The 26165-nt window shown below is 48.2% G+C and carries 24 protein-coding genes; 17 read left to right on the top strand and 7 right to left on the bottom strand.

The features are described 5' to 3' along the window. The first annotated feature begins 42 nt into the window (after window positions 1–42). From dnaJ to F608_RS0123185, 12 genes are all read left to right on the top strand, one after another. A complete protein-coding gene (gene dnaJ, locus F608_RS0123250; protein WP_022668125.1) occupies window positions 43–1146 on the top strand; it encodes a molecular chaperone DnaJ in 1104 nt (367 codons plus the stop codon). A gap of 20 nt (window positions 1147–1166) precedes the next feature. After that, window positions 1167–1565 carry a 6-carboxytetrahydropterin synthase QueD gene (queD, locus tag F608_RS0123245; protein ID WP_022668124.1) on the top strand — a complete coding sequence of 133 codons (399 nt, stop codon included), beginning with the start codon at window positions 1167–1169 and terminating at the stop codon, window positions 1563–1565. Window positions 1566–2320: 755 nt separating this feature from the next. Next, on the top strand, window positions 2321–4657 hold the full coding sequence (locus F608_RS35300) for a sigma-54-dependent Fis family transcriptional regulator (RefSeq protein WP_022668121.1): 2337 nt from the start codon (window positions 2321–2323) through the stop codon (window positions 4655–4657). A gap of 313 nt (window positions 4658–4970) precedes the next feature. Next, window positions 4971–6005, top strand: a complete 1035-nt coding sequence (locus tag F608_RS35295) for an energy-coupling factor ABC transporter permease (RefSeq protein WP_022668120.1) — start codon at window positions 4971–4973, stop codon at window positions 6003–6005. Window positions 6006–6060: 55 nt separating this feature from the next. Further along, a complete protein-coding gene (cbiQ, locus tag F608_RS35290) occupies window positions 6061–7728 on the top strand; it encodes a cobalt ECF transporter T component CbiQ (RefSeq protein WP_022668119.1) in 1668 nt (555 codons plus the stop codon). Beyond that, window positions 7688–8302 (top strand): CobW family GTP-binding protein, encoded by a 615-nt coding sequence (locus F608_RS0123220; RefSeq protein WP_022668117.1) that lies wholly within the window; start codon window positions 7688–7690, stop codon window positions 8300–8302. Before cbiQ ends, F608_RS0123220 begins: the two co-directional genes overlap by 41 nt. Before the next feature lie 4 nt (window positions 8303–8306). Further along, window positions 8307–8807: a hypothetical protein gene (locus F608_RS0123215; protein WP_022668116.1), complete on the top strand. Its 501-nt coding sequence runs from the start codon at window positions 8307–8309 to the stop codon at window positions 8805–8807. 23 nt (window positions 8808–8830) lie between these two features. Next, window positions 8831–9451, top strand: coding sequence for a CobW-related selenoprotein (locus tag F608_RS37215; RefSeq protein WP_255616202.1), 621 nt, complete (start codon window positions 8831–8833; stop codon window positions 9449–9451). Window positions 9452–9490: 39 nt separating this feature from the next. Then, window positions 9491–10537: a uroporphyrinogen decarboxylase family protein gene (locus tag F608_RS0123200; protein ID WP_022668113.1), complete on the top strand. Its 1047-nt coding sequence runs from the start codon at window positions 9491–9493 to the stop codon at window positions 10535–10537. Window positions 10538–10706: 169 nt separating this feature from the next. After that, window positions 10707–11576 carry a CbbQ/NirQ/NorQ/GpvN family protein gene (locus tag F608_RS0123195; protein ID WP_244154318.1) on the top strand — a complete coding sequence of 290 codons (870 nt, stop codon included), beginning with the start codon at window positions 10707–10709 and terminating at the stop codon, window positions 11574–11576. A 5-nt stretch (window positions 11577–11581) separates the two neighbouring features. Beyond that, window positions 11582–13846: a nitric oxide reductase activation protein NorD gene (locus F608_RS0123190; protein WP_022668110.1), complete on the top strand. Its 2265-nt coding sequence runs from the start codon at window positions 11582–11584 to the stop codon at window positions 13844–13846. A 30-nt stretch (window positions 13847–13876) separates the two neighbouring features. Next, window positions 13877–14383 carry a DUF2284 domain-containing protein gene (locus F608_RS0123185; RefSeq protein ID WP_022668109.1) on the top strand — a complete coding sequence of 169 codons (507 nt, stop codon included), beginning with the start codon at window positions 13877–13879 and terminating at the stop codon, window positions 14381–14383. 650 nt (window positions 14384–15033) lie between these two features. Here the strand turns inward: F608_RS0123185 and F608_RS0123175 are convergent. From F608_RS0123175 to F608_RS0123155, 5 genes are all read right to left on the bottom strand, one after another. Next, window positions 15034–16413, bottom strand: a complete 1380-nt coding sequence (locus F608_RS0123175; RefSeq protein ID WP_279615103.1) for an NAD(P)/FAD-dependent oxidoreductase — start codon at window positions 16411–16413, stop codon at window positions 15034–15036. Window positions 16414–16478: 65 nt separating this feature from the next. After that, the gene (locus F608_RS33100) at window positions 16479–17021 is read right to left on the bottom strand and encodes a C-GCAxxG-C-C family protein (RefSeq protein ID WP_161626891.1); all 543 of its coding nucleotides are present in this window, start codon (window positions 17019–17021) and stop codon (window positions 16479–16481) included. 44 nt (window positions 17022–17065) lie between these two features. Then, window positions 17066–17602 (bottom strand): rhodanese-like domain-containing protein, encoded by a 537-nt coding sequence (locus F608_RS0123165; RefSeq protein WP_022668104.1) that lies wholly within the window; start codon window positions 17600–17602, stop codon window positions 17066–17068. Continuing rightward, complete coding sequence (locus tag F608_RS0123160) at window positions 17599–18090, bottom strand: MauE/DoxX family redox-associated membrane protein (RefSeq protein WP_022668103.1); 492 nt, start codon at window positions 18088–18090, stop codon at window positions 17599–17601. Before F608_RS0123160 ends, F608_RS0123165 begins: the two co-directional genes overlap by 4 nt. Window positions 18091–18424: 334 nt before the next feature. Continuing rightward, window positions 18425–18841, bottom strand: coding sequence for a hypothetical protein (locus F608_RS0123155; RefSeq protein ID WP_022668102.1), 417 nt, complete (start codon window positions 18839–18841; stop codon window positions 18425–18427). 237 nt (window positions 18842–19078) lie between these two features. On the opposite strand from F608_RS0123155, the gene F608_RS0123150 reads away from it, so the two are divergent. From F608_RS0123150 to F608_RS0123135, 4 genes are all read left to right on the top strand, one after another. Further along, window positions 19079–20050: an adenylate/guanylate cyclase domain-containing protein gene (locus F608_RS0123150; RefSeq protein WP_022668100.1), complete on the top strand. Its 972-nt coding sequence runs from the start codon at window positions 19079–19081 to the stop codon at window positions 20048–20050. Window positions 20051–20175: 125 nt separating this feature from the next. Next, on the top strand, window positions 20176–20805 hold the full coding sequence (gene tmk / locus F608_RS0123145; protein WP_022668099.1) for a dTMP kinase: 630 nt from the start codon (window positions 20176–20178) through the stop codon (window positions 20803–20805). A 30-nt stretch (window positions 20806–20835) separates the two neighbouring features. After that, a complete protein-coding gene (locus F608_RS0123140) occupies window positions 20836–21255 on the top strand; it encodes a DUF3842 family protein (protein WP_022668098.1) in 420 nt (139 codons plus the stop codon). A gap of 34 nt (window positions 21256–21289) precedes the next feature. Beyond that, the gene (locus F608_RS0123135) at window positions 21290–21481 is read left to right on the top strand and encodes a CooT family nickel-binding protein (protein ID WP_022668097.1); all 192 of its coding nucleotides are present in this window, start codon (window positions 21290–21292) and stop codon (window positions 21479–21481) included. A gap of 67 nt (window positions 21482–21548) precedes the next feature. Here F608_RS0123135 and F608_RS0123130 read toward each other — a convergent pair whose 3' ends face one another. Together F608_RS0123130 and F608_RS0123125 are read right to left on the bottom strand one after the other, a co-directional pair. After that, entirely contained in the window at window positions 21549–22301 is a 753-nt protein-coding gene (locus tag F608_RS0123130) for a hypothetical protein (protein WP_022668096.1), read from the bottom strand. Window positions 22302–22441: 140 nt separating this feature from the next. Continuing rightward, window positions 22442–24016, bottom strand: a complete 1575-nt coding sequence (locus tag F608_RS0123125; protein WP_022668095.1) for an HDOD domain-containing protein — start codon at window positions 24014–24016, stop codon at window positions 22442–22444. Window positions 24017–24146: 130 nt separating this feature from the next. Between F608_RS0123125 and F608_RS0123120 the strand changes: the two genes are divergently transcribed. Beyond that, window positions 24147–26156, top strand: a complete 2010-nt coding sequence (locus F608_RS0123120; RefSeq protein WP_022668094.1) for a class I adenylate cyclase — start codon at window positions 24147–24149, stop codon at window positions 26154–26156. Window positions 26157–26165: the final 9 nt, after the last annotated feature.

The following is a 26165-nucleotide window of genomic DNA, read 5'->3' as shown; positions in this document are numbered from 1 at the left end:
CGGATTACAATCCAAACCGGCATGAATGAAATAGAGTAGGATATGACAGAAAAACGCGACTATTATGAAATCCTCGGGGTGACCCGGGAGGCCGATAAACTGGAACTGAAAAAAGCCTATCGGAAACTTGCCATAAAATTTCATCCGGATAAGAACCCGGACAACAAAGAGGCCGAGGACCGCTTCAAGGAAGCCTCGGAAGCCTATGAGGTTCTGTCCAACGACAGCAAGCGCCAGATTTACGATCAATTCGGCCATCAGGGTCTTGAAGGCGCCGGTCACTCAGGGCCTTCCGGATTTGAGGATATCTTCTCCAGTTTCGGTGATATCTTTGAGGATTTTTTCGGATTCGGCGGATCCAGAGGAGGACGGGGCAACCGGGTTCAGCGGGGCTCTGACCTTCGGTACAACATGAGCATTGATTTCATGGAAGCCGCATTTGGAACGGAAAAGACCATTTCCATTCCCAAACTGGATACCTGTGGCGAGTGCAGCGGATCCGGATGCCGGGAAGGCACAAGTTCGGAGACCTGTTCCCATTGCCACGGCTCGGGCCAGTTCATCCAGAGCCAGGGGTTTTTCAAGGTCAAGACCACCTGTCCCTATTGCAAGGGCCGGGGTACCCTGATTCCCAACCCCTGCCCCAAATGCCGGGGAGCCGGACGGGTGGAGATCACCCGGAAGGTCCAGGTAAAGATTCCGGCCGGTGTGGATGTGGGATCCAAACTCAGACTTACCGGTGAAGGAGAGGCATCCCCCTCTTCCGGCGGACCTCCAGGAGACCTCTACGTGGTCATTAATGTCAAGCCCCATAAATTTTTCCAGCGGGACAACACCGATATTATCTGTGCCATTGATATCTCCTTTGTCCAGGCGGCCCTGGGAGATGAGATCAGCATCCCCACCCTGGTGGGAGAGGAAAAATTCCAGATCCCCAAGGGAACCCAGTATGGTGACAGCTTCACACTCAGGGGCCAGGGGATTGCCTCCCTGAGAACCGGCAAGCGGGGGGACCAGATCATAAAAGTCATTGTCAAAACCCCGACCAAGCTGAGCCAGAAGCAGAAAGATCTTTTATTGGAATTTGACAAGGCAGACGCCAATAAGATATCCAACAAGCTGAAAAACCTGTTTAAAAATATTTAGATCTTCATCAAGGCGGAACCATGTTTGAACTCAAGGTAAAGACCCGGTTTGCAGGGGCCCATCAACTGACCATGGTGGGCCAGAAATGCGAGAACCTCCACGGCCACAACTGGTATGTGGAAGTCTGTGTAAAGGGAGACAAACTGAACTCCGCCGGTGTACTGGCGGATTTCGGTGACATCAAAAGAGCCGTACGCCAGGTGGTGGACAAGGAGCTGGACCATAAGTTCCTCAACGAGCTTGAGATGTTTGAGGGCAAGCAACCCACTTCCGAGCGCATCGCCGTTTATATCGCCCGCAGGGTCCAGGACCTTCTTAACAGGGGCGCAAAAGAGAAAATAGCCGAAAATGTCACGGTCTCCCGGGTCATGGCCTGGGAGTCGGATGATGCCTGTGCCATTTATTATCCTGAAGAATAGGCAGGGGATAAGCCTAGCTGAAAGCGAAAAGACCAAAGTCAAAAGACACAGTTTATGTGACCTGGCTGCGCTCTGAAATTTTACTGACTTTCCATAAAAGTTTAAGCAGTTTCTTCAAAGAGAATGAGCCTGCAAATTTCTATGCAACCGCCATTTTTCTACACACGGAATCCACCTTCAAATTCCATGAAAAACGGTTCATAGCCGATTTTGATTTTAGGAGCGACATGCTCCACTTCTTTGAGGCAGATATTATCGGTAAAAATCCTGATCCGGGGAGCCAGGCTTTGGGTCAAACCCAGAGGGCATGGTATGCTGGCTTCGTGCAAAATAGATTCGCAGAGCCAATATGAATCTTATCCCAAGCTTTGATATATCGTGGTCCGGACACAATTGCACGGTAACATTCAAAAGCATTTGATTTCAAAAAAAGCCGGAGGCCTTTGCTTCCCCCAAAATGCCCTATCCTATGGTGCCAGATACAATTTTGGATATAGTGTCTATTGGCGCGTGCCCTGTTTCTTATAATGATGTTTTTGGGGTCAAAAAAGTTAACCCAAGATGATTCTCAGGGTGTTTTTTCAAGATATGTTTTATATTTTCAGCATATTAACCTGATCCGATAAGAATTCAGAAATTCATAGAAGTCTTGACAAAAAGCATTCTCCTATCCTAATGTTGCGATTTCAGTCCTAAACCAAACGCACCAATTAAACCGGATGAAACAAAAAAAAATTCGAAACAGGAGTAAGCCGATGACTGATCATGAATTGTTATCCTTGGTGCAGAAAATCCCGGTGGCCCTCTACCGATGTTCCGGCAATCCGGTCTGGAAAGTTGAATTTTTCAATAATGGTATAAACTATATTTCCGGTTACTCTCTTTCTTATTTTTCCGGCGATACTCCCCACGATTACACCAGTATTGTTCATCCGGATGATCGGGAAATCAGAAAAAAAACCATCCTTAACCGAACAAGACAGGGCAAGGCATATAGTGTTGAATACCGAATATCCCACGCGGATGGAAGGCTCATCTGGGTTCGCGAAGAAGGACAGCCAGAAGAAGGACAGCCAGTTGTAGACGACAAAAAAAAGGCTCTGTTTACAGGGACTATTTCTGATGTCACCCGGAAGAAACGTGCCCTTGGAACATTCAGACTCAATGAGTCCCGACTCAATGCCCTTCTTGATTTGAATCAGATGACTGGCATGCCATTGAACGAGATCACCGGACACGCACTTGAAAAAGCCATTGAACTGACAAGCAGCAAGGTGGGGTATTGTGCCTTTGTCAATGAGGATGAGAAGATAGTACAGATGTACTCCTGGTCAAAAATGGTCATCAGAAACTGCAAAATCAAGCACAAGCAGAAAACCTATCATTTAGATGATATGGGCCTGTGGGGTGAAGCGATCCGGCAGCGAAAATCCATCATAATAAATGATTACAAGGAGCCGAACACACACAAAAGAGGACAGCCCGAAGGACATGTGAATATCCTGCGCTACATGAATGTTCCGATTTTTGATCAAGGCCGTATAGTGATGCTTGCTGGAGTTGGCAACAAAAAAGATCCTTACGATCCATCTGATGTGCGTCAGGTGATTTTGCTCATGGAAGGAATGTGGAACATTATCCGGAGAAAGCAGATAGAAGATAATCTGCGGGAAAGTGAGATGAAATACAGAAGTGTTTTTGAGTATGCAGGATCGCCTTCCGTGATAATTGAAGAAGACATGACCATTTCCATGGCCAATCTCAAATTTGAACAGTTCTCCGGATATCCGAGACAGGATGTGGAAAATCAAATCAAGTTTTCCAAACTTATCTCCAAAGAAAACACGCTTGATCTGAAGAGTTTTCAAAAATTGTGCACCAGGCGTTCAGTGGATGCACCGTTTGAGTATGAGTGTAAGTTTGTTGACCAGAAGGGGCTGGAAAAAGATATTGCCATTAAACTCGGGATACTTCCCGGGCAAAAAAGATGCATTGCCTCTTTTTTTGATGTTACCGAGTCAAAAAAGGCTGAAAAACGCCTTAAGGAGCAACAGGCCAGCCTCTGGCGTGAAAACATCCTTCTCAAATCCGGCATGCAGAAAAGGTATGGTTTCGGACAAATTGTAGGCAAGAGTTCCATTATGCAGGAGGTTTACAATCATATCATAGAAGCCGGCACTTCAGAGGCCAACGTGATTGTCTATGGAGAGTCTGGAACCGGCAAAGAACTTGTCTCCCGTGCTATTCATGACATAAGTAATCGTCAGAATGGGCCTTTTGTTTCCGTCAATTGCGGCGCAATACCGGATCATTTGCTGGAAAGCGAATTCTTCGGCAGCAAAAAAGGTGCATTTACCGGAGCCTACTCAGACCGGCCCGGCCATATGGATAAGGCTGACAAGGGCACATTGTTTTTAGATGAGATAGGAGAACTCGGACTGCATATGCAGGTAAAACTTTTGAGGGCGATTGAAGGCAATGGCTATACCCCTGTCGGCAGCACCGAAGTCATAAAACCGGATGTCCGGATTATTGCAGCCACAAATCGTGATCTCCTGAAACAGGTGAATGAAGGCAAGATGCGCAAGGATTTTTTTTACCGGGTGCACATCATCCCCCTGGATTTGCCGCCGCTCAGGGAACGAAAAGAAGACATTCCGCTTTTGATCCACCATTTTCTGCAGGAAAATAACCTGGAAGACAAAAAAGGCCATCTCTTCACTGCTGATGTCATCGCTTCGCTCAGCACCTATGACTGGCCCGGTAATATCAGGGAGCTTCAGAATGTACTCCATCGGTTCATATCTCTCAAGCGGCTTGATTTCGGATATGGTAAAGTTGAAAGCCCGTCAGAGGAAACCGCTATGCCGGCACATAGCGAGGCTCATAAGCCCGTGACACTCAAACAGGCCATGGATCTTCACGAAAAAAATCTCATCCTTGCCACACTTGAGAAGAACAATTGGAGCCGCATTAAGAGCGCTTCAATGCTCAATATAAACCGGAAAACGCTTTTTAAAAAAATGAAAGCCCATGGGGTGGAAAAACCCCATCCGTCCCCGTTTGACCCCGTCCACTTAAAAAGCGTTTAAACCAACTATCTCATGAACTTTTCTTTTATTTCGTGGGGCCAACCGGCCCCGGCATTCCTCCTGAAATCTTTTTGATTCATTCAGCGTAAAAATATATATTCAATAGCATTACAGATAGTTACAATTACACCCGTATTGTGGCACAAAGATTGAACTGAACTTAATTGAATTGAACTTAAATTAAAACCGATATTGGGTTAACTAAATTTAATTCATCGTTGAGCTAAGACATTACAGTCAATTGTTAAACCCGTTATCAAGGAATGGATTCTCATTGAGTTAACACCTGCAACTATCAAGCACTAGGAGGCGTATGCACATAGCAGAAGGCATTATCAGCGGGGGAAGTGCCATCGGCTACTCCGGAGCAGGCCTGGCATTGGTCTGGTACGGCACAAGAAAAATGAAGCGCTTCGCTGCTGATCATCCGGATAAAAAACCACTTTTAGGGATGGCGGGCGCAGTAATTTTTTTCGTTTCCTTATTGCCCATTCCAGCCTTTACCGGGACATGCTCACATCCGTGCGGGACACCATTCATTGCGATTTTATTTGGCCCGGCGATCGCCATTGCCTTAACAGGAGGCAGCTTGTTGCTCCAGGCTGCTTTTTTTGCCCATGGCGGATTTGGCACTTGGGGGGCGAACGTAGTCGCCCTTGGCCTTTTTGGCTGCATAGGGGGCTGGGGATCTTTTCGCATAATCAGGAAAATGGGCCTTCCTCTATGGTTTGCCGGATTTGCCGGGGGTCTTATCGGTGATGTGATGGTGTATGCGGTTTCCGGCCTGATTCTGTCTGGAGAATTGACGGCGGCCCCTGCTCCTCAATATTCGTTAAGCGGCTATTTGATGGCCATTTACGCTGCATATCTTCCGACCCAATTGCCCATTGCTTTCGGTGAAATGATAATTACCGGACTCGCTTTACGGTATATATACAAACAACGATCAGAAGTCCTGATTGATCTTGGTGTTGTAAATCCTTTGCCTGAACGATCCGGACAAATAAAAAAAAGAATGCTGCTGTCTATTTTTTTGGCCCTATCTCTCTGGATACAGCCTGCTGATAATGCTGTTGCAACCCATGATCAAAAAAAAACCATGCCCCTTCAGAATCCTTCCGTGAATGTAAATCAACAACCACAAAATCCATTCTCCGGAATAGATGAATCCGTCAATGAGACACTGGCTGAAAAAGCCGGAATTATTCCAAAAGATCCGTATATCGACATTGAAGCCATGGGAGATTTGTGGAATGCACTCCTGCTGACAGCAGGTGGTATTTGTGGATTCATTCTCGGCCGATGGTGGCACCTTATCGGTGGGAAAAGAATAATGAGAAATGATTAAACCGGGATGCAGGGAGGCTTGAAAATAAGATCGAACAGAAATAAGGATATTACCTTTGCATAAAACAATTGATACGCACATACAAGACTACCATGAGAGCCTTAACCCTAACGGGCTGCACCTTGTAGATGCGCGTATCAAACTATCCCTGTTAATCAGCGCTGTCACACTGAATATATATTTTGCTGAAATACAACTCTCTCTTATATTATTTCTTATTGGAACATCATTGGCCGTCTGGTCGCGTATCCCTGTCCGTCTTTTTTTGGTTTTCTTTATTATCCCCGCCTGGTCAACTTTTATTGTGATCGGAGGCTTCACTATCGGTTTCGGGACAACACCCCTGTTTAACCTTGGACCCGTCACATTTTACAAGGAAGGTTTTGATCTCGGACTTTCTGCAGGCGCACGTGTCATCTGTGATATGTCCTGGATGGCCGCAATCTTCCTGACAACCCCCTTTAACACACTCTTGAACGCGTTAAAATGGTTTCAGGTACCCGCTATTTTCCTTGACACCATTGCCATGGGCTATCGCTATATGTCATTGCTGATGCGAGAATTCAACAAAATGAAGTGCTCCGCCCGGACAAGGGGCGGTTTCCAAAACTATGGCCGCGCTCTTCAAACCACCGGCAGAATTCTGGCGCAAGTGCTGCTGAGAGCCTATGACAGGGCCGTCCGAATACAGGAAGCCATGGTCAGTCGTGGAGAATCTTCAAGTATTGAGGAAAAAAACAGTTTTGATGACCAGGCGTCTCCCAATGAAGAATGCCCGAATCAATGCAACATCACACCTGAATATAAAAACCCGACCTCCCAGGTTGTCAACTGTTCTCATTTAAACCATGCTATTGGAGATTCGTCAATTTTGCAGGATATAACTTTTTCAGTTCATAAGAAAGAGGTGGTTGTCCTTTGCGGCCCAAATGGTGCAGGAAAAACAACACTGCTCAAACTGTTAAGCGGGATCGAAATACCCACCAGCGGTGACATATATCTGGAAGGGGAACTGCTGGATAAAAAAATGCGTAAAAAGACCTTCCACCATGTCGGTTTTCTCTGCCAGGATCCTGACAATCAGCTTTTTTGTACCCATGTCCGGGAAGATGTCAGCTATGGTCCCCGAAACCTGAACCATAGCCCTGAGGTAGTAACGAAATTGGCAGATACCGCCATGGAACTCATGGAGGTCTCTGATCTGGCTGACCGACCGATTCACCGGTTGAGTTGCGGCCAGATGAAACGGGTTGGGCTGGCAGGTTTGATTGCCATGAAACCGCCGCTGCTGCTCCTTGACGAACCTTCTGCAAGCCTGGATCCTGCTTCCATGCGCCAATTCATCCATCATCTGCGTCATTTAAACACACACCATGGGTATACCTTTATCATTGTCACTCACGATATGAACCTTGCTGCCCGAATTGCCCGGCGAATCATTATTCTTGACGATGGGAAAATAGTAGCGGACGGGTCCGCCCGGAGTATCTTGACCGATGAAAAACTATTAAACAAATCCAGGCTGGAACCTCCTATATTGACAAAAATGTTCCAACGCTTACTAGACGACCCTGATGGTCCAATAAACATACCGATAACCATCGATGAAGCCCTCGATTTTTTAAGGACAACACATTTCCTCGATTCGCATCTTCAAATCAACAAAAATAAAAGGACATCCAATGAAAATTACCCAAATAGCCGGTTTCCTGGGGTGCGGTAAAACAACCTTTTTATTGAAACTTTCACAAGTATTGAGAGGCAACAATGAAAGAAAGATTGCGCTGGTGGTTAACGAAATTGGTGAAATCCCGGTTGACGGTAAAATCATGGAAGAAAGCGACATGCAGGTTAAAGATATTGGCGGAGGATGTATCTGTTGTGAGGTCGCCACAACCTTTGCCAAAACACTCTCCGGGCTCTATAGAGCCTTTAAACCGGATCATGTCCTGGTTGAACCCACTGGTGTTGCAGTGCCGCACCAGGTGAAACTGGCGGCAAAAATGGGAAGACGGGATGCAAAACTTTCCATGGGCCCTGCGATTGTCTTGTTTGACGCCACCCGGCCTGCCGAACTGCTGGATATGGACATGCTCGGACAACTGGTTACCACCCAGATAAAGGATGCCGATATTCTCGCCATCAGCAAAGTTGATGCTGTCGATGCTGCAGAGGCAGAGGATTCCGCAGAACGTATCCGCAAATTTAATACCACGGCAGATATTGTCCATCTGTCATCCTTCAAGAACCTGGGTATCAAACAGCTGTCTCAACGGATCATAGACTGGAAGGAGTAACCACATGAACTCAGAAAACAACACAGAACACGGATGCTATACCGAGCATGGTGTCAGTGGGTATGGTGTTGCAGCCAAGTTAAGCCGCACGACACCCATGGACAGTGTTTTCGTAAAAACAATGGCCGAAGAAATCATGGTGTCCATTGCGCAGAAGAGCATGGCTGCAGGTGCCCGGTGCATTGGCCATATCAAATCCCATATCAGAACGGAAGCCGGAACGGTCAAGGCCGATACTATCGGTGTCAGTCATGGGGCTTTCTCCACCGGCAAAATCGATCACGCTGTAAAGGATTTATATATAGCCATTAACAGCATCATTCAGGGAATAAAAGAAGATGCGGTTAAAAAGACCACTCTGGACGGCCTTCATGACATCACCCAAAAATATGGTGTTGCCGTCGTGAAGAAAAAAGAACACACCTATTTTGATGAATTTGATTTTGTCACATCGAAAAAAGACTACATCAAACAACTTGAAGACCAGTTATCCAAAGAAGAATAACTGAAATTATTCAGGGTAAACAAATGAGAGTTATCAGCATAGCAGGAACATATAGCAGCGGTAAAACAACAACGATCAAGGCATTGATGACCCACTTTGCCGCCCGCGGTAAAAGCTGTTCCGTTATTGTAAATGAAGATGGGAAAGCAGGATATGAAGACGGTGATATCAACGGCCGGCAGATATCTGTGGAGTACCTGCGCGGAGGCTGAATCGGCTGTTCCCTGGCCGCCGGTCTGGTCGGATTGAAAAAGAAGATCAAGAGAATCATTGATCCAGATTTCCTCTTTCTTGAACCGTCTGAAATGATTGAAACCAAAGAACTCCAGGACGTTCTTAAAATGGGGTTAAGAGATATCCGATACGAAATTGGCCCATTTATAACACTGATTGACGGGCCCACCTTTTCATTTCAATGGGAAGAAAGGCCAAGCCTGCTGCATGGGCAGATTCAAAACGCGGATATCCTGGTTTTGAGCCGAATCGACCGGATAGATGCTGCAACGGCGGAAAAAATTTGCAGAACACTGAATTTATCAGAAAAAAATCTGTTTCTGCTTGGTCGGAAAAACAATTCAGGCATAGAGGCAATCGCACAACAGATACTGTCAACAAAACAGAAAGAACGAAGTTTGTCAGAATAATGACCTTAGGGTCGCAATCGAAAAGAAAGGAGAAAGATCATGACAATGACATCACTGGAAAGAATCGGAACAGTACTTCAGGGCGGTATCCCGGATCGAGTTCCTGCTGCTCCCCTCCTCTGTGGCGCCTCCAGGAGGGTCTATGGGATCACTTATGATGAATGGACAATGGATGGCGAACTGGCCGCTAAAAGCATGATTCAGGCCCACGATCTCATCGGATTTGACGGCATTCTCGGTTTGGTTGATCTTTCTGTTGAAGCGGCTGATTTCGGCCAGGAAATGGTTTACCCCATTGAGGATACAGCCCATCCAAATTATGATAACCATTTTATCAATTCTCCGGATGACTACTCGAAAGTTGAACGGATAGATGTTGCAAAAGCTCCCAGAATGCAGCATGCCCTCAAATATATGGATATTGTCTGCAACGAAAAGGCAAAAGATACTGCTGTAATGGGATTTATATACGGTCCTCTTGGGATTTTGAATATGATGCGCGGTGCTGAAAATTTGTTCAAGGACTGTTACAAACACCCGGAAGCGGTGATTGCTGCGGAAGAAATCATCACAGAGGTATTGGTCGACTACATAAAGGCCTATGCCAAAACAGGCGTTCACGCCATTGTTCTTGACACCCTATTTGCATCCCAGTCGATCATGAGCAAAAAAATGTGGCAAAAAATGGAAGCAAAATTCGCCAAAATAATTGCAGATGAAATCCGTGCCAATGACATGATGGTAATGGTTCACAATTGCGGCAACGGCATCTATTTTGATGCTCAGATTGAAGCCATGGAGCCTGTGGCCATCTCTTTTGCATATGAATCCGATGATTGTGAAACAATGGCGGATTTGAAAGAAAAATGGGGCAAAAAAACCACCTTGTGCGGCTATGTAAGCCCTGCCACTCATGCCTTCCTCGGAACACCGGAAAACATGAAAATAGAGTGTAAAAAGCAGATAGAGGAACTGGGAAAAGATGGTGGGTTTATCCTTGCAACAGGATGTGAATTCCCTCCCAACGGTTCGCTGTTAAATGCTATCGCTATGATGGAAGCAGTCGAACAATACGGCAGGTATTAAACCCAATACAATTTTGAGCCCGGAAATTGAAAAAATCTCCGGGCTCAAAATAAATCGGCAAACGTTTGATTGAACTGCCCTGTCCGTCCCATGGGGAAACGGACAGGTCGGCTGCACAGGCAACGCCTGAAGCAGATATAAAAATAGCATAAAATATGCTGAGATTAATATGAATAATAATACTGGAAACCGCATGCAGGATATTCAACTGAAAACTCCTCCCAAGCCAGATTTTAATGGCATTAAAATTGAAGATTATCACATCACAACAGAACCGTTTTATGTCTCCACGGGGGATGAAATAAGCCTTTTTGAATCCGCATACCGGCTCAAACTGCCCGTTTTATTAAAAGGCCCCACCGGTTGCGGTAAAACCCGGTTTTTAGAATTCATGGCCTGGAAACTGTCCCGCCCGCTGGTTACCATTGCCTGCCATGAAGATTTAACCGCTTCGGATCTTGTGGGACGTTACCTGCTGCAGGATAACCAGACCGTCTGGCAGGATGGTCCTTTGAGCCTGGCGGTCAAATATGGCGCAATCTGCTACCTTGATGAGGCTGTGGAGGCCCGAAAAGACACTACTGTCGTGATCCATCCCCTCACAGACAACCGGCGGATACTTCCCCAGGAAAAAAGAGGGCTGCTCTTGGAATCCCATCCTGACTTTCTCATTGTCATGTCTTATAACCCAGGCTACCAAAGTGTGATGAAGGATCTCAAACACTCCACCCGGCAACGGTTTGTAGCCATCGATTTTACTTATCCGCCTTCCAGGGAAGAGCAGACCATTATCATTGAGGAAGGCCAGGTGGATGAAAATACGGCAGAACGGCTTGTCAAACTTGGAAAAATGGTGCGCAACCTTCGACAGCAAGGGCTTGAAGAGGGCATCAGCACCCGGCTTCTGGTTTATGCAGGCCGGCTTATTTCAGACGGCATACCGCCCCTGGTCGCCTGCGAGGCTGCCGTTACCCGGGCAATGACAGATGACGATGAAATCCAGGAAGCGATTACTGAAATCATTGCTGGAATTTTCTGAATTTTATGATTTCCCAAGACAAGGCCCAAAGACAGATCCGGATGAGCCGTTCCGGAGAGAAAACCTTTAATGCCGCCATGAGGTCAGTGTCCCACCTGCGGCCCCAGACTGCTGCAAAGTTTCTGGCAGGGGTTGAAAAAGAGATAAAGGCCATTGAAAAAACAAAGGATAAAACCGTTATCCTCTCAGAAGCAGAGATGCTCTGCCGGTTGAACTGGTCACTGGTTCTGCCCTTTTTTACAGCGGTTGTCAAAATTCCCTCTGACATCAACCTGATCTTGAAATGGACGAGAATCGCTGTTCACTTGACTACGTATGATATTGATGCTGCCATAACCTTTTTCAACCGAACCCCGGAGGCCGTAAAAAACTTTGATGCCCCACAGGATCTGATTACCTGGGGGCAACAGGGATTGGAGGCTTTTAAAACAGCTATAGACAAAAAAAGGCTCCGGAAAGCGGTTAATGCCTATTTTGTTGAGTCATCAGACGCAAACTGCGGATATCCACTTGAGAGGTGGCGTTCTTTCCTTGACCAGGCAATTCGGATATCCATGACTTCAGTGGATGCAGCCCTGGGATTTATCCAGCAAGGCAATCAGGCATGTTCGCTCTTGAGTGAAAATCAAACCATTTCATGGGTAAACAGAGGGATTGAAGAGTGTACGTCGGAAAAAGAACGAATCAATTATTTCAACGGTACTTCCTTAAGAGCAAAACAAACCAGTGATATTCTCATCCCCGGTGTGGCATTGAAAAACAAGCGAAACATCCTGTCCATTATCTGCGAAGCACTTACAGGCAAACCGGTCAAACTCCGTTCAAATGCCTCTCTGCTTGGCTGTAAGGGGTTTACCGGTGCTGCTGCCACTGACGGCCGGAACATATATTTGCCGGAAATGGCATCAAGTTTCGAATTGTTCAAGCTCATGGCACTGCACCAGGCCATGATACTCCAGGGAGATTCGTATGTCAGCGTGGATGGAACGACTATCTCTGACCCGGTTCAAATACACCTTGATGCTGATGAACGCCTGATCAAACAATTGCCCGGTCTTGCGCTTGAAATGAAAAAATTATCAGATGACTTTAAGATCGACCGGGATTCCAACCGGCTCGGCAGAAAAGCCCCAACGACCAAGCCGTGGTGGGGTGACATCCTCTTTGACCTCATGAAAGAAACCGATGAGACGATTTCATGGGTTAAAGAAAAAGCGATTGAAGAATACGAAGATATTCCGCCTGAGCTGTTGGAAGGGCTTTTGGAGTCATTGATCGCAGGCGGTGAAGGAGAACCGGATGCTCTATGGAAACTGCTGAGTGAAATGCTTGACCAGATCGAATTCACATCTCCGGACCCTGAAGAGCTTCAGGAAACTGTCAGGATCTTTTTTTACAAGGAATGGGACAGGGAAATTGCCGATTATAAGCTTGAATGGTGTCAGGTCAGACAAAGAATTGCCAGGGAGAATCCCAACACCTTTGTTCTGGAGACCCAGGAACGGCTGCGGGGTATTATCCGGCTAATCCGCAAACAATTCATGAAACTAAAGCCGGAAACGTTTCGAAAATACAGGGAACAGCCCACTGGCGATTCGCTTGATCTCGATGCCCTGGTGAAGGCTCTGACAGATATGCGATCCGGAGCGGGCATGTCGGAAAATGTTTATATCCGCCGAGACAAGAGAATCCGTGATGTGTCGGCATTTTTTCTTGTGGACTTGAGCGGCTCAACCGGTGAAGAGATAAATGGACGCAGGGTGATCGATATTCAAAAAGAGGCCATGGCGATCATGGCTGAAGCCCTTGAAGCCCTTGGTGATCCTTATGCCATATACGGATTCAGCACTGAAGGTCGTTTCCGGGTGGATCTGTTTAGAGTAAAAAACTTTAAAGATCCCTATGATGAAACCGTCCAGTATCGACTGGGGAATTTAGAACCCCATGGACTGACCCGTATGGGAGCTGTGGTGCGCCACGCAACTCATAAACTGGAGGAAGTAACAACAGCAGTTAAAATATTGGTTATCCTCACTGACGGGCGGCCTTATGACCTGGAATACGGCCATCTGGAATATGCCATATCTGACACGAAAAAAGCGTTTCAGGAAGCCCGCAGCAAAAACATTCATCCTTTTATCATTACTTCCGACCAGAAGGGCAGCGACTACCTTCGAATGATTTCACCCCAGACCGAATCCATTGTCCTGCAAAAAATTGAATTGTTACCGACCCTGTTGCCGGCCCTTTATCGAAGGCTTACAGTATAAAAACATCATAGAAAAACAGAAGGCATCATTATGAAATCCGGGTTTAAATCCCTTGTAAAAAAAGCTCTTGCACTGGGTGCATCAGAAGCAAAAATCATTGATACGGCTGCCATTGTATTTGATTCCCGCTCTTTTCTGAAATGCAGGTTCGGCTGCAATAGATGGGGCAGATACTGGACCTGCCCACCCAATCTGGAACTTTCTCCGGAAATATTTCAAGACGCTTTTGATCAATACAGCAAGGCCATTATCATTAAAACCACTGACCCTTATGAAGGCCAGGAAATCACAGTGAAAATGGAAAAAGAGGCCATGATTGCACACAATTGCATGATGGCCTTTGCCATGGCGCTATGTGTCTGGTGTGAAGAATGTGCCTATCCGGAGCCCTGCCGGCATCCCCAGATGGCAAGACCATCAATGGATGCCTATGGTATAGATATCGGAAAAACAGTCGAATCCCTTGGGCTGAAAGTGGAGTTCGATGAAAAAGGCGGACTTCTTCCTTGCTGGTACAGCATGGTGCTTTTAGAGTAGCTGTTTGATGACCAATCTCTCATATTTTCAAATCATTTGTTTAAAAATAACGGAGATTCCGCCACAACAAAACGGAACACAATTTCGATTGACTTTTCAAGATGCAGAGGTCGTTGTGCAGATCCGAATCTCCAACGCCCACACATAGGTTTCGGGCTGAAATTGCAGCTATAAATTTTATATTACTGATCCTGTCGAATGATTTCCACAAGGCATGCAAGTAATGCAAAAAAATTCCATACTGGCATGATGGGTCTTTTCACGCCTCAATTCATCGCACTCCATATCTGTTATTGGACTTTCCCTGTCAAACCCAAGGATGGAGCAAGGTTTTTCCGGATTGGATTCCTTCGGGCGGCAGCACAACCCAGTAGACTGGATCCCTCCTCGGAGAGAATCATGGAGGATTTTCGAGAATGAGCGCAAAATCTTTGCTCCGCCCGAGGTGAATCGGAATTTTATTTTGAGAGCAGCGATGGACCGAGCTGTCATGAAAAAAGTTGCTGAACAAGTGCAACCGACGGAAGGTTCAGGAATAGTCAGGGAATTCGATATTGCTCGTACCCTGACCTGCAACATAGTTAAAACTGGCGCGCCCAGCATCCTCAATTGTTAATTCTTAATTCTCCATTATTCATTTGAGATGCAATTTATTGCATCTCAATAATGCGCTTGGCCGGAATCAATCCGGTGGCAGCGGCAGACACGATGTTCCCGGCCACGCCCGGTCCGTCTCCGGCCACGTACATTCCTTTTATGGCCGTTTCCAGGTGGCTGGAGGTTTCGATCTGGGTGGCAAAGAACTTGATCTCCGGGGCGTAGAGCAGGGTCTCATCATTGGACACCCCCGGAACCACACAGTTGAGGGTCTCCAGTCCCTCGATCAGATTTGACAGGATCCGCTCGGGAAGGGCCATGGCAATGTCCCCGCAGACCACGTTGGTCATGGTGGGCTCGATATATCCCTTGGATATCCGGTTCCAGGTGGACCGCCGACCCCGTTTCAGATCCCCGAACCGCTGGAGAATGGGCTTGCCCCCTCCGATGATGGTGGCCAGTTTTCCAATGGACTCGCCATAGGCCTGGTTGTCGGTCACGGGCTCGGTGAGCACCACCTTGGAGAGAAAGGCAAAGTTGGTGTTGGAGGATTTTCTGCCCGAATAGGCATGGCCGTTGACGCAGACAAAGTCCTTGTAGTTTTCCAGGGAGATAAATCCGCCCTGGTTGGTGCAGAAGGTCCGGGTCTGGTCGTCATAGGTCTGGGTCTGGATGAAAAATGTCGGGTCATAGATCACATTGCACAGATCATCCATGATATCGTTGTGGACCTCCACCCTGATCCCGACTTCGATGCCCCTCTGGCTTAAGCCAATCCCGTGCTTCTGGGCGACTCCCGCCACCCAGTTGGCCCCGATCCGTCCAGGGGCCAGGATCACGTTGGGGGCTTCATATTCCCCCTTTTCCGTGACCACCCCCCGGATCCGGCCGTCCTGCTCAAGGATGTCCCTGACCTCTTCCTCAAGCCTGATTTCAAGGCCCTTGTCCCGGAGATAATCTGCCATGCCCCCAATATACCCGGGCAGATTGTCCGATCCCAGGTGCTTCTGCTTGATGAGCAAGAGATCAATGCCGAAGCGCTTGGCATCCTTCCGGATCTGTCTGGCCTCGTCCAGATTGGTGGGAAAAACCGGGCCGTCCATCTTGAACCGGGTGAAAATCCCCTCTGTCTCGTCAATGAGAGCCTGGGCCGCTGTTCCGGACATGAACTGGGTCAGATCGGTCTTGCCCAGCCTGGGGATGAAATTGAGTTTGCCGTCGGAATAAAGACCTGCCCCGCCGATACCGGACAGGATGTTGCACGGAATGCACTGGGTGCACTTTTGAAGGTTGTGATTGGGGCATTTCCGCTTCAGGGAGTCTTTTCCCTTTTCAATGAGAAGAACCTTCAGGTCTGAATGCTCTTTCAGGTGATAGGCCGCAAATAGCCCCGCAGGCCCGCCGCCCACGATAATGACATCGTACTTCATAATACTCCTTATATATTTTAATGAGATCTCTTCTTAAATAGACCGATCTGAAGAGGATAGCAAGAGGATTAGGAAAGGCGTTTAAAAAGCTTTTTCAGGAGTCCGCCGATTTTGCCGTGATGGACAGGGAGGGGCTGGCCGGCTGCGGCCCTGGCCAGGTCCGGCCGGTTTTCCAGGATCAGCCTGGCAGCCATTTCCGCTGCATTGGCCGTGAACTCGGCACATTGGTTAAAATGGGCCTTTTTATCGTGTCTGACTGATTTGGAAAGGACCCGGCAGCAGGTGGCGCCGTGGGCTGCCCGGAAAGCATTATGGAGGGTCAGGCCGCTTTCCCGCATTTCTTTGCGGTGGGAATAGGGACGGTCGTTTCCCATGAACAGCCCGGCGGCCAGCACAGCCCCGCTCAGGGCTCCGCAGAGGCAGCCGCTGTCTCCCATGGCCACGCAGAAGGGGGCAGCCATGGTCACGGCCTGGTCCTCGGTGAGCCCGCCGGAAAGGCCCTGGTTGAGAGCGACCAGGACAGCTTCGGAACAGAGAAGCTGCCGGGTCTCATAGAGGTTTCTGGCATGGTCTTTCAACCGGATGACCAGGCTCTCAACTTCAGGATCCATCCTGCTGAAATCTGTGGGTAAGATCTGCATGGAAAATAGAGGGTCTAGTTTGATCCTTCCGCCTCGTATTCAGCGCCCTTCCAGGCAAAGATTCCACCCGGGTGGCGAAAGACGTTTTTATATCCCAGTTTCTTTGCCCAGGCAGCTCCGTTATGGCTCCGGGTACATTTTACAAACCCGCAGTAGATCACGATGGTCTTGTTTTTATCCGGTCCCAGAAGTTTCTCAAAATCGGCCTGGGATTTCCCGTCCGTCTCCTTTGTATCCCATTCTTTCATATCCGGTATGGGAAAGAGAAACTGGACAGCCCCGGGGATATGATTTTTCTTATAGCTGGCTTCATAGGGCATGGTATCTACGATGATCATATCCCTGCCCCCATCAATCCATTTTTTAAGTTCATCGGTTTTGACCACATCGTAGCCGCCCCGCTGGATCTCCCGCACCAGTTTAACGGCCCCGGCTTCCTTTTCCACCTCTTTTTCAAATTTATTGTCCAGGAATGCAGATGCCGGGGAGGCAACTCCCATGATCAGACTTCCGATAAATGCCAGTTTTACTATCCAGGTCAATTTTTTCATGCCAGGTTCTCCTTTTTTATAATTTTTGAAATCTTCAGATAACGGGTAAGGGATTTCGGGGCGATCCCCCTGTATCTCCGCCAGGCATAAGCAAAGACGACTCCGGCCATCAGCCCCAGGTCCCGGTTAAACGCTGATCTTAATCCGTGGAAAGCCAGGGCTTCGGGATCTTCCGGTCCGAAACAGCCACAGTCCACATCCAGACCCATGTGGATGCCGTATCCCAGGATCAGCAGAAACATCACCACCAGTCCAGAAATCGCAGCCAGGCTGCCCTTGACATCAAAGAGGATTCCAATTCCCGCAGCCACCTCCAGGGCCGGTAAAAAAACAGCCACAGGCATCAGCAGAACATCGGGAACGATTCCGTAAGCCTCAATGAGAACGGCAAACACCCGGGGGGAAAATAGTTTTGTGGTGCCGGCATAGATAAATACGACACCCAATATCCAGCAGCACACTCTATAGGCCCAGTCCACGATTTTCATGATTGTGAACTGCTACCATGGATGGGAGCCGGGGGTCTAATTGATAGTTTTAATAAATTTTTTGAATGATATAGAAAATTTCTTTTTGAGAGTCATGCATTCTAAGGATCGAATCAAGATCAGGCAAACACCGTCTCTGACAATAGTTCAACGGACGAAAAAAAGTACCTTCACCAACAATGCCTTTGATGTGACATCCCCACTTTTATCTATCCCGACAATGACAGTCTCAACGGTTAAATGCCTTTTCAATTGGCAAGGTCAAGGGGTCTCCGCTTCACATGCCAGTAAACCCCTGCCCGGCAAAACCATAGCCGGTCCCGGATTGAGCCTTCTATTCTTCCCCATCGACTCCGGGACGGTGAACGTCCAGGTCCACGGTACAGGCATCCACGGAATAGTCGACCAGTTTTCTATTGTCAGATCCAACAGCCGATGTATGAATTTTTATACCCTTGGGTGCTGAACCGGTTTCCCTTCTGAACTTTTCCACCAGGGGGGTAAGGGCAGCCAGGATATCTTCTTCCAATTGAAGTTTTTTCCGGTCTAACCGGGCAAAGTTCTCAGGCACACCGTTGCCGTGCTCCCGGGTAATAATACCCCGATTCTGACGGTCGGTCTGAAAAATAAAATCCGTTTTGGTCCCATGGGAATCGGCATAGGTCTTCATATCCACAATCTGAACCACACTTTTTCCATAGATAAACACTTTTTTGGACCGAAAATTGTCCACAAGTTCTTCATAGGTCATAATCGACTCCTTTTTGTGGGGGAGCCCCAGAGCTCCATGATAAGAACGCCCCTGCTGTAAAGGTAAGGACAGTTTGCTTTAAATCCAGAATTTTATTTCTCCGGGAAGAAGAATTGGGTTCATTCCCGGACAAAAGGGTTCTTACGGGTGAATGAACCGGATTCCCCTTGACAGGCAATATATCCAAAGTTATTAATATCATCGGACATCATTCCATATTTAGTCAAGGATACCGGGATGTCAATTTTAAAAACCTTTTTCACGGACAAATCACGGCTTAAGGGTCAAAAACGGAAAAAATCCCATGAACTGATCATTTTTTTTGCGGATATTTCCGGCAGCACCCGGATGCATGAACTCCTGGGGGACAGCATGGCCCATGAGTGTATCATGGAAAGCCTGGGCTCCATTGCAAAACTTGTCAAGGCAAACCAGGGAATGACGGTCCAGGTGATCGGGGACGAGATCATGGCCTGGTTTGAGCATTCCCTGGACGCGGTCAACTGCGCCTGTTCCATCCAGAAGCATTTTTGCTTTTCAAACACCTCCTGCGGCCAGAAAGTAAGAGTACACATCGGTTTTTGCAGGGGCCGGGCTGAACTGGACCAGGGAAAACCCTACGGTGACACCGTGAATGTGGCGGCCCGCCTGACCTCCCTTGCCCGGGCGGGACAGATTGTCACCACACGGAAAACCCTGGAAGATCTATCCGAAGAAAAAAGAACTCTCTGCCGGCCCTTGCCCCGTGCCAGGGTCAAAGGCAAATCCAAACCTCTGGATACGGTTGAAATCCTCTGGAACCAGGAAGATGCAACGGCCATTTTCACGGTCCCCATGACCCATGACCGGCCAATGTCCAGTGCCCAAGTCGTGCTGACCTTTGAAAATCAGAAAATCGTGGTCAAAGAGAAAGATACCCCGTTTATCTTTGGCAGGGGTCCGGACAGCCACATTTTGGTTGCCTCGGAAACGGCATCCCGGTCCCATGCCAGAATCGAGAGCCGGTACGATGAACTTGTCTTTGTGGACCACAGCACCAACGGCTCTTACATCAATACCATCCCGGGCAGCCATGCCTATGACGGCATGGACATCCATCTCCATCACAGGGACTGGACCATGGTGGGACAGGGGAGTATCAGCCTTGGCAGACCCTTTTCCGATAACGATCCCCATGCCATTCTCTTCTCGGCCGGAAACCGGTCCTAGGCACCCTTTATTCAATCCAATATCTCCTTTTGGATTTGCCAAGCAGATGAGATACTGGTATAAGGCATGCTTGGGATTTTTGGCCGTCCAATCAGGCCGGATCAATCAATCGTTGGGGGAATCCATTGGCAGAAAAAGGAAAATTTATTGTTTTCGAGGGTATAGACGGATCCGGTAAATCCACCCAGGTCAAAAGGCTTCACAGCCTGCTCCAGACCGAAAACCAGGATGTGATTTTAACCTTTGAGCCGAGTCAGGGCCCGGTGGGATCTCTGGTCCGCCAGATGCTGGAAGGGCGGGTGGAAATCGACCAGCGGACCATTGCCGCCTTGTTTGCCGCAGACCGGACCGATCATCTTCTCAACAGGGAAAACGGAATCAAAGCCCTGGTGGACCAGGGCCGGATCGTTCTTTGTGACCGGTATTATTTTTCCTCCTATGCCTACCATGCCATGTATATGGACATGGACTGGGTCATCGGGCTGAACGCCCAGAACGCTGAAATACTGAGGCCGGATCTGAATATATTTATAGACGTGGACCCGGATATCTGCCTGGAACGAATCAAATCCGGACGCAAATCCTTTGACATGTATGAAAAAATCGGGATAATGAAACAGGTCAGGAAAAATTATTTCACGGCCTTTGAAAAACTTAAAACCCGGGAGACCATTGCCGTTATCGACGGGAATGCTTCCCCGGACAGGGTAGAACAGAAAATCCAGCGACGGGTAAGGGATCTTTTATCGGGATAACCCAAATCACATCAGAGAAAAGAAACGCGTATGGATATGGAAAAAAGAATCTGTGTCATTGACGGCCAGGGCGGAGGCATCGGCTCGGTTGTGATCAAAAAGCTCAAGGAACGCTTTGAGGAGAAAATAGAGGTGATCGCTCTGGGAACCAATGCCATTGCCACGGCCCAGATGCTCAAGGCCAGGGCCAACCGGGGGGCTTCCGGCTCCAACGCCATTGTCCAGACCGTAAAGCGGGCCGACGTGATCATCGGTCCGGTGGGAATCATCATGCCCCATGCCATGATGGGTGAGGTTACCCGGGAGATGGCAGAGGCCGTGAGTCTGTCCCGGGCCAGGAAGATCCTTCTCCCCTTGAGCCAGGAAAATATCGGAATTGTGGGACTGACCGGTCTGCCCCTTCCCCTTCTGGTGGATGAGCTGATCGAATCCCATATGAACTTTTTGTAAAAAACTCGATTTATAAATATTGAGGAGCCAAACCATGTGTGAAGCAAATGCATATCTATTGAAAGAAGACGGGGAAACCCTGGTCATGGAGGCTGTGGACAAGGTTGAACCGGATGAAGACGGCATCCGCCTGGTATCCATCTTCGGAGAACAGAAATTCATCAAGGGAGAGATCCATTCCCTTTCCCTGGTGGATCATAAGGTATTTATCAAACCGGCCGCCTAGGGGGTAAAACCCCCAATTTTCTGAATCCGGATTTTGCAGGGAATTTCGATTTTCTGAAGCCTAAGGCTCAGTATTGTCTTGACTCTTCCTTGGTAATGGTTCGGTAAAGAATGCCGGTCTGCCCGGCCTCTTCGTTGGGAAAGACCACGACCACCTGCCCGTGATCCAGACGCACGGTTTTGGTTTTTTCAGATCCAATACTGACCTTTTCTTCAGGCATCAATGCCTTGCCGGACCTTGTGACCAGCCTGTCGATGAAAGGCAGGCTGCACAGGGTTCCCACCTGGAGAATTTCACCGGGTCTTCCCAGGTGATACCACCCCCGGTAACGCCCGTCATCTCCGGAAAGTCGCAGTCCCAGCCCGGCCAGGGCTCCGATGATCCCCTGCCCGGTTCCGCCGTGCTCGGACAGATGGATGCCAAGTTCCCGGGCAAGCCCCTGGGCAGCTTCCTTGGATAAGATTTCCTGCTTGGCCCTTTTCCCGAAATCAATGAGCCGCCCCTGGTCTTCCGGACCCATGGGAAGGGTCACTGCCAGACCGGGATCAGACCCTTTCCGGGATAAAAATTCAATCCTCTCAGCCATGAATTCTATGAATCGGGGCAGACTCTGATTTTTCGCCAAATGAACTTTAAAAGCCATGGCGGAGTTGTGGGAGGTAAAAGGGATATTCTCATGGACAAAGAGCTGGTGGCGGCTGATGGGAGCGCTGACTCCCATTTTTTCTTGTTCCAATGTCCCGCATATTCTCTGGATCATACGCCCGGTTCCTTCGGTTCCCGGCATGTCCGTATCGTCCACGCAAACCCAACAATCCATTATCTTTCCTTATCTTCTGTCTGAAATCCTGGCCGTTTTTCAAGCAGATGCTTTATAGATGGGATGGGAATGATTGTCAATTTTAATATGGGACCCATTGCAAAGAATTTGCAGAGAATACAAGGAAAAACCGGGAATCCTCAGGGGCCTGCCGACCGGGAACAGCGGACAAAGGCCTTTGCCATCAATTCCCGGATCAGCTGCAGATACTCCGTGGTTTTCCGGGTCATGGCCAGGGCCGCATCCTTCCAGCTGACATAGATGAGGGCGATATCCCGATTGTTCACCTGGACCGGGAATACGGCAAAACCCGAAATATTGTTGTCTGCCATGATCTTTTGGGTATACCATTCCGGGATCCTGCTCTTATACTTTTTTCCCTGGATATCCCGGACAACAATATCCTTTTTTTTCAGGACGGCATCGCTGAACACATCTTCGGACCGGGCAAACTCAAATGACAAATTGTCCAGCAGGCGTTCAAACCGTCCCCCCTTTGCATACCGGGCCTGCATGGAAGGGGTTTCCTTCTGGCGGATGCAGATGGCAACCTGGGTAAAATAAAAATTGGTAAAAAGCAGATCCAGGATCTGGGTCAGGGTCTCATGGATGTCCCGTTTCGTATCCAGGCTGTGCTTGAGGGATTTTAAGCCGTCCTTCAGGGCGGCTTTCTCTTTTACCCCGCTTGAAGAAGAGGTTCCGGCACCCTCCTCCTCTTGGATTTCGATCTGCCAGAGGCTGGCGTTTTTGGCCAGTTTTTCCCGGGAGGTCCGGATCAATTCCAGGGCCTTTGGCAGGTCGACCCCAAGCAGTCTATTGTATCTGGCCGCCACATAACCGGTCTCTTGGTCTGTTTCATTACCCTGGCCGTTCATGGGGATATCGCACAATTCCCGGGTAAAGGAACAGATGCATCTTTGTTCTTCCTCCCGGGTCATGGATTCGTTCTGCATGTTTTTCCGGGTAAAGGGCAGCATGGTCTGGACGATATTTTCCGGCATATTCAGCTTGGAGGCGACAATGCGTCCAAGATCGGTATAGGTCAGTCCCAGAACGGATTTTGCGGCTTCCTGCTGGTCCATTCCCTTTGCCTCCATGACCAATTCAACCTGAATATATTTTTCCGGGGCCAGAAGAACCACCAAATATTCTCCAAAATCATGGATCATGGCGCTGATCTGGATCACATCCGGATCCCTGAACCCGCCTTCATCTGCCATCTGCCTTGCCATGATGCTTCTTTGAAGCCCCTTTAGGGTCATTTCCTTGAGAATCCGGGAGTTGGCCATTTCCTGCATCATCTCATAAATTTTTATGCTGGCGGCAAGGGAGCGGATCTCATCGGTACCCAGAATGATCATGGCCTCTGAAATCGTAGAAATGCCCTTGGAGGAAAAATGACGGTAAAAGGACGAATTCACCAGTTTCAACACCTTTGAGGTCAGGGCCATATCCTTGAGAATCACATCTGCAATGTCCTGGGCCGATGAATACTTCATAACCAGGATCTGATTCACGTCGTTGAGTTGGCGGGAAAAGGATAAAAAGGACTCCTGGCCCTTCATCTTCTTGAGCATGCCGTTGACGAAAATCCTGTAATCGTCCGGATTGGATGGAATCTTTCCCGGATCTTTACCCGGTGACTGGGGGTTCAGATTGGACAGGTCAATGGCATCCAGCTCAATACCTGAATGGGGGATCTTAGATTCTCCCATTAAAACTCCACATTTAAATTAAGCTTGAAAACAACAAGAATTAACCCTTATAATACCCATGATCATATCTTAGCCTTTTTATAGGCGGTTTTCAATTAATTTATCCTATAATGGACATACCGGACCGGACATGGAGCAAGAAAAAGATTCATTTAAAAAACTGGAAAAACGGATTCTGGAACTCAAATCCCATTTTTCAAACTACAATATCGTCAGAATGCGGGAAGCCCTAAGATACCTTTCCGGATCCAGCCTGTCGCTTTTCATAAAAATTCCTTTTCTCATCCATATCAACACACCGGAAATGCCCGGATACGTTGAAGCCGGGGAACCGGCCCACGGCATCTACAAGTTTGAACGGTCCGGATTTTATAAAGAGATCCTGAGCCAGAACCTCATGTCTGAAAAGGAAATCCTCCAATCCCGGGCAGAGGATCCATGTGTACTGGGGTTTTATCATATCGGCAGCCTGGGAACCTTTACCCAGTCCGCAGCCTCTGATTTTGATTATTGGATCATCATCGACAAAAAAGCATTTTCCGAAACCCGGTACTATAACCTGGAAAAAAAACTCAATAAGATCGTAAAATTCGCCCGGGAAACCCATCACCAGGAAGTCACCTTTTTCATCATGGACCAGGCCGATATCCAAAAGAATATCTATGCCGGATTTAAAGCCCGGGAGACCATTACCGCGCCGAAGGTTTTTCTCAAGGAAGAATTTTACAGAACCTTTTTGATGATCGCCGGCAAGATTCCCTTCTGGGCCCTGATTCCTGCCGGGAGCGATGTTCAGACATATACCCATTTAATCAAAAGCATTTCATCTGTTCCGGCCCTGGAAAACCTGTCCCAGGGGTTTATCGATCTTGGCATGGTGGAATCCCCCGGCCACCAGGATATCCTGAAAGGCGTTTTGTGGCATATCTGCAAATCAAGGGAAGATCCGGTCAAGGCCCTGATCAAGGCGTCCATGATTTTCTCCTACCGGACCGAAACCTGGGGAAGCAACCGGCTCCTGTGCGACGAAATCAAAGCCGGGTATGCGAAGGCAGGCATTGACGATTACCGGGCCGATCCCTATCGACTGCTCTTTGACAGGATCATCAAATATCACCAAAAAGAAGATCCCGGGAACCTTAACTTGATCAAGAACGCCGTATTTTTCAGACTCTGCAGCTATCCCGATATCAAGGCTCCGGAACCGGGATCCCCGAAAAAAGCATTGCTCGACCGGTATATCCGGGAATGGAATCTCAACCAGACCCAGGTCAACAAACTCCTGTCCTATGGGAAATGGGCAGAGCCTGAAAAACAGCTTTTGGAAAAAACCATTATCTCCCGGCTGGAACAGATGGTCAAGCTGGCAAAACAAAGTCCTGGGGATGAAAAATCCAAAGAGACGATTCCGGCCGGAGAGAAGAGAAATTTTTTAATTCTTTCCCACAGGGCTGCGGCATGCCTGAACCACGGCCCGGGAAAAATTGCCGAATGTTCAATCTATCTTCGGAGGCAGACCTTTACCCTGTTCATCTTACAGCAGAAAAAATACCGGGGATGGTATCTGTCCGGATATCTGTCAGGCCAGCCCCTGCCCGGAAAACTTCATCAGGATTCCTCTTTTCTGGGAGTCTGGGGATGGATCCTTGAAAACCAGCTTTACGACCGAATGCGGACCTCCGTAAAAATAGATGTTCCCCAAAAAATCTTTGAAAGCCATGCCGAACCTGTGGAGCCGGACCGCCTTTACATGGCTCTCCAGCCCGTCAAACCCCTGTCCGAAGAAGTATTTGAGAAAAAGGCCTCCTGGGTAAAACTTCTGATCCTTCTGATCTATGAGGAGAATAAGGAAATTTCTATCCTTAAAAGGGCAGAGATCCTGGCCCTGAACTCATGGGGGGAGCTCTTTCTGGAAGCCCTTACGTTTGATGAGGCCCAAAAAACCGCTGAAGAACGGTACCGGGCCGTTGCCCGGAAAATATCCCCCCATATGGGGGACAGCCCAAAACTGAATTTTTTTCAATTGGCATCCCGGCATGACCCGGATGCCGTATATGAAATCAGGAAGAAAATGGAAAGCGGTTCCTTCCCGGGCATGGGAGTTGCGGACCGAAAACGTCCTGTTCTGGACAAATTATAGGAAGGCCCT

Origin of the sequence: Desulfospira joergensenii DSM 10085, from assembly GCF_000420085.1 — a bacterium.
GTDB lineage: Bacteria > Desulfobacterota > Desulfobacteria > Desulfobacterales > Desulfobacteraceae > Desulfospira > Desulfospira joergensenii.
The sequence above is the reverse complement of the archived record's forward strand: the minus strand, read 5'-3'. Positions and strand labels throughout refer to the sequence as shown.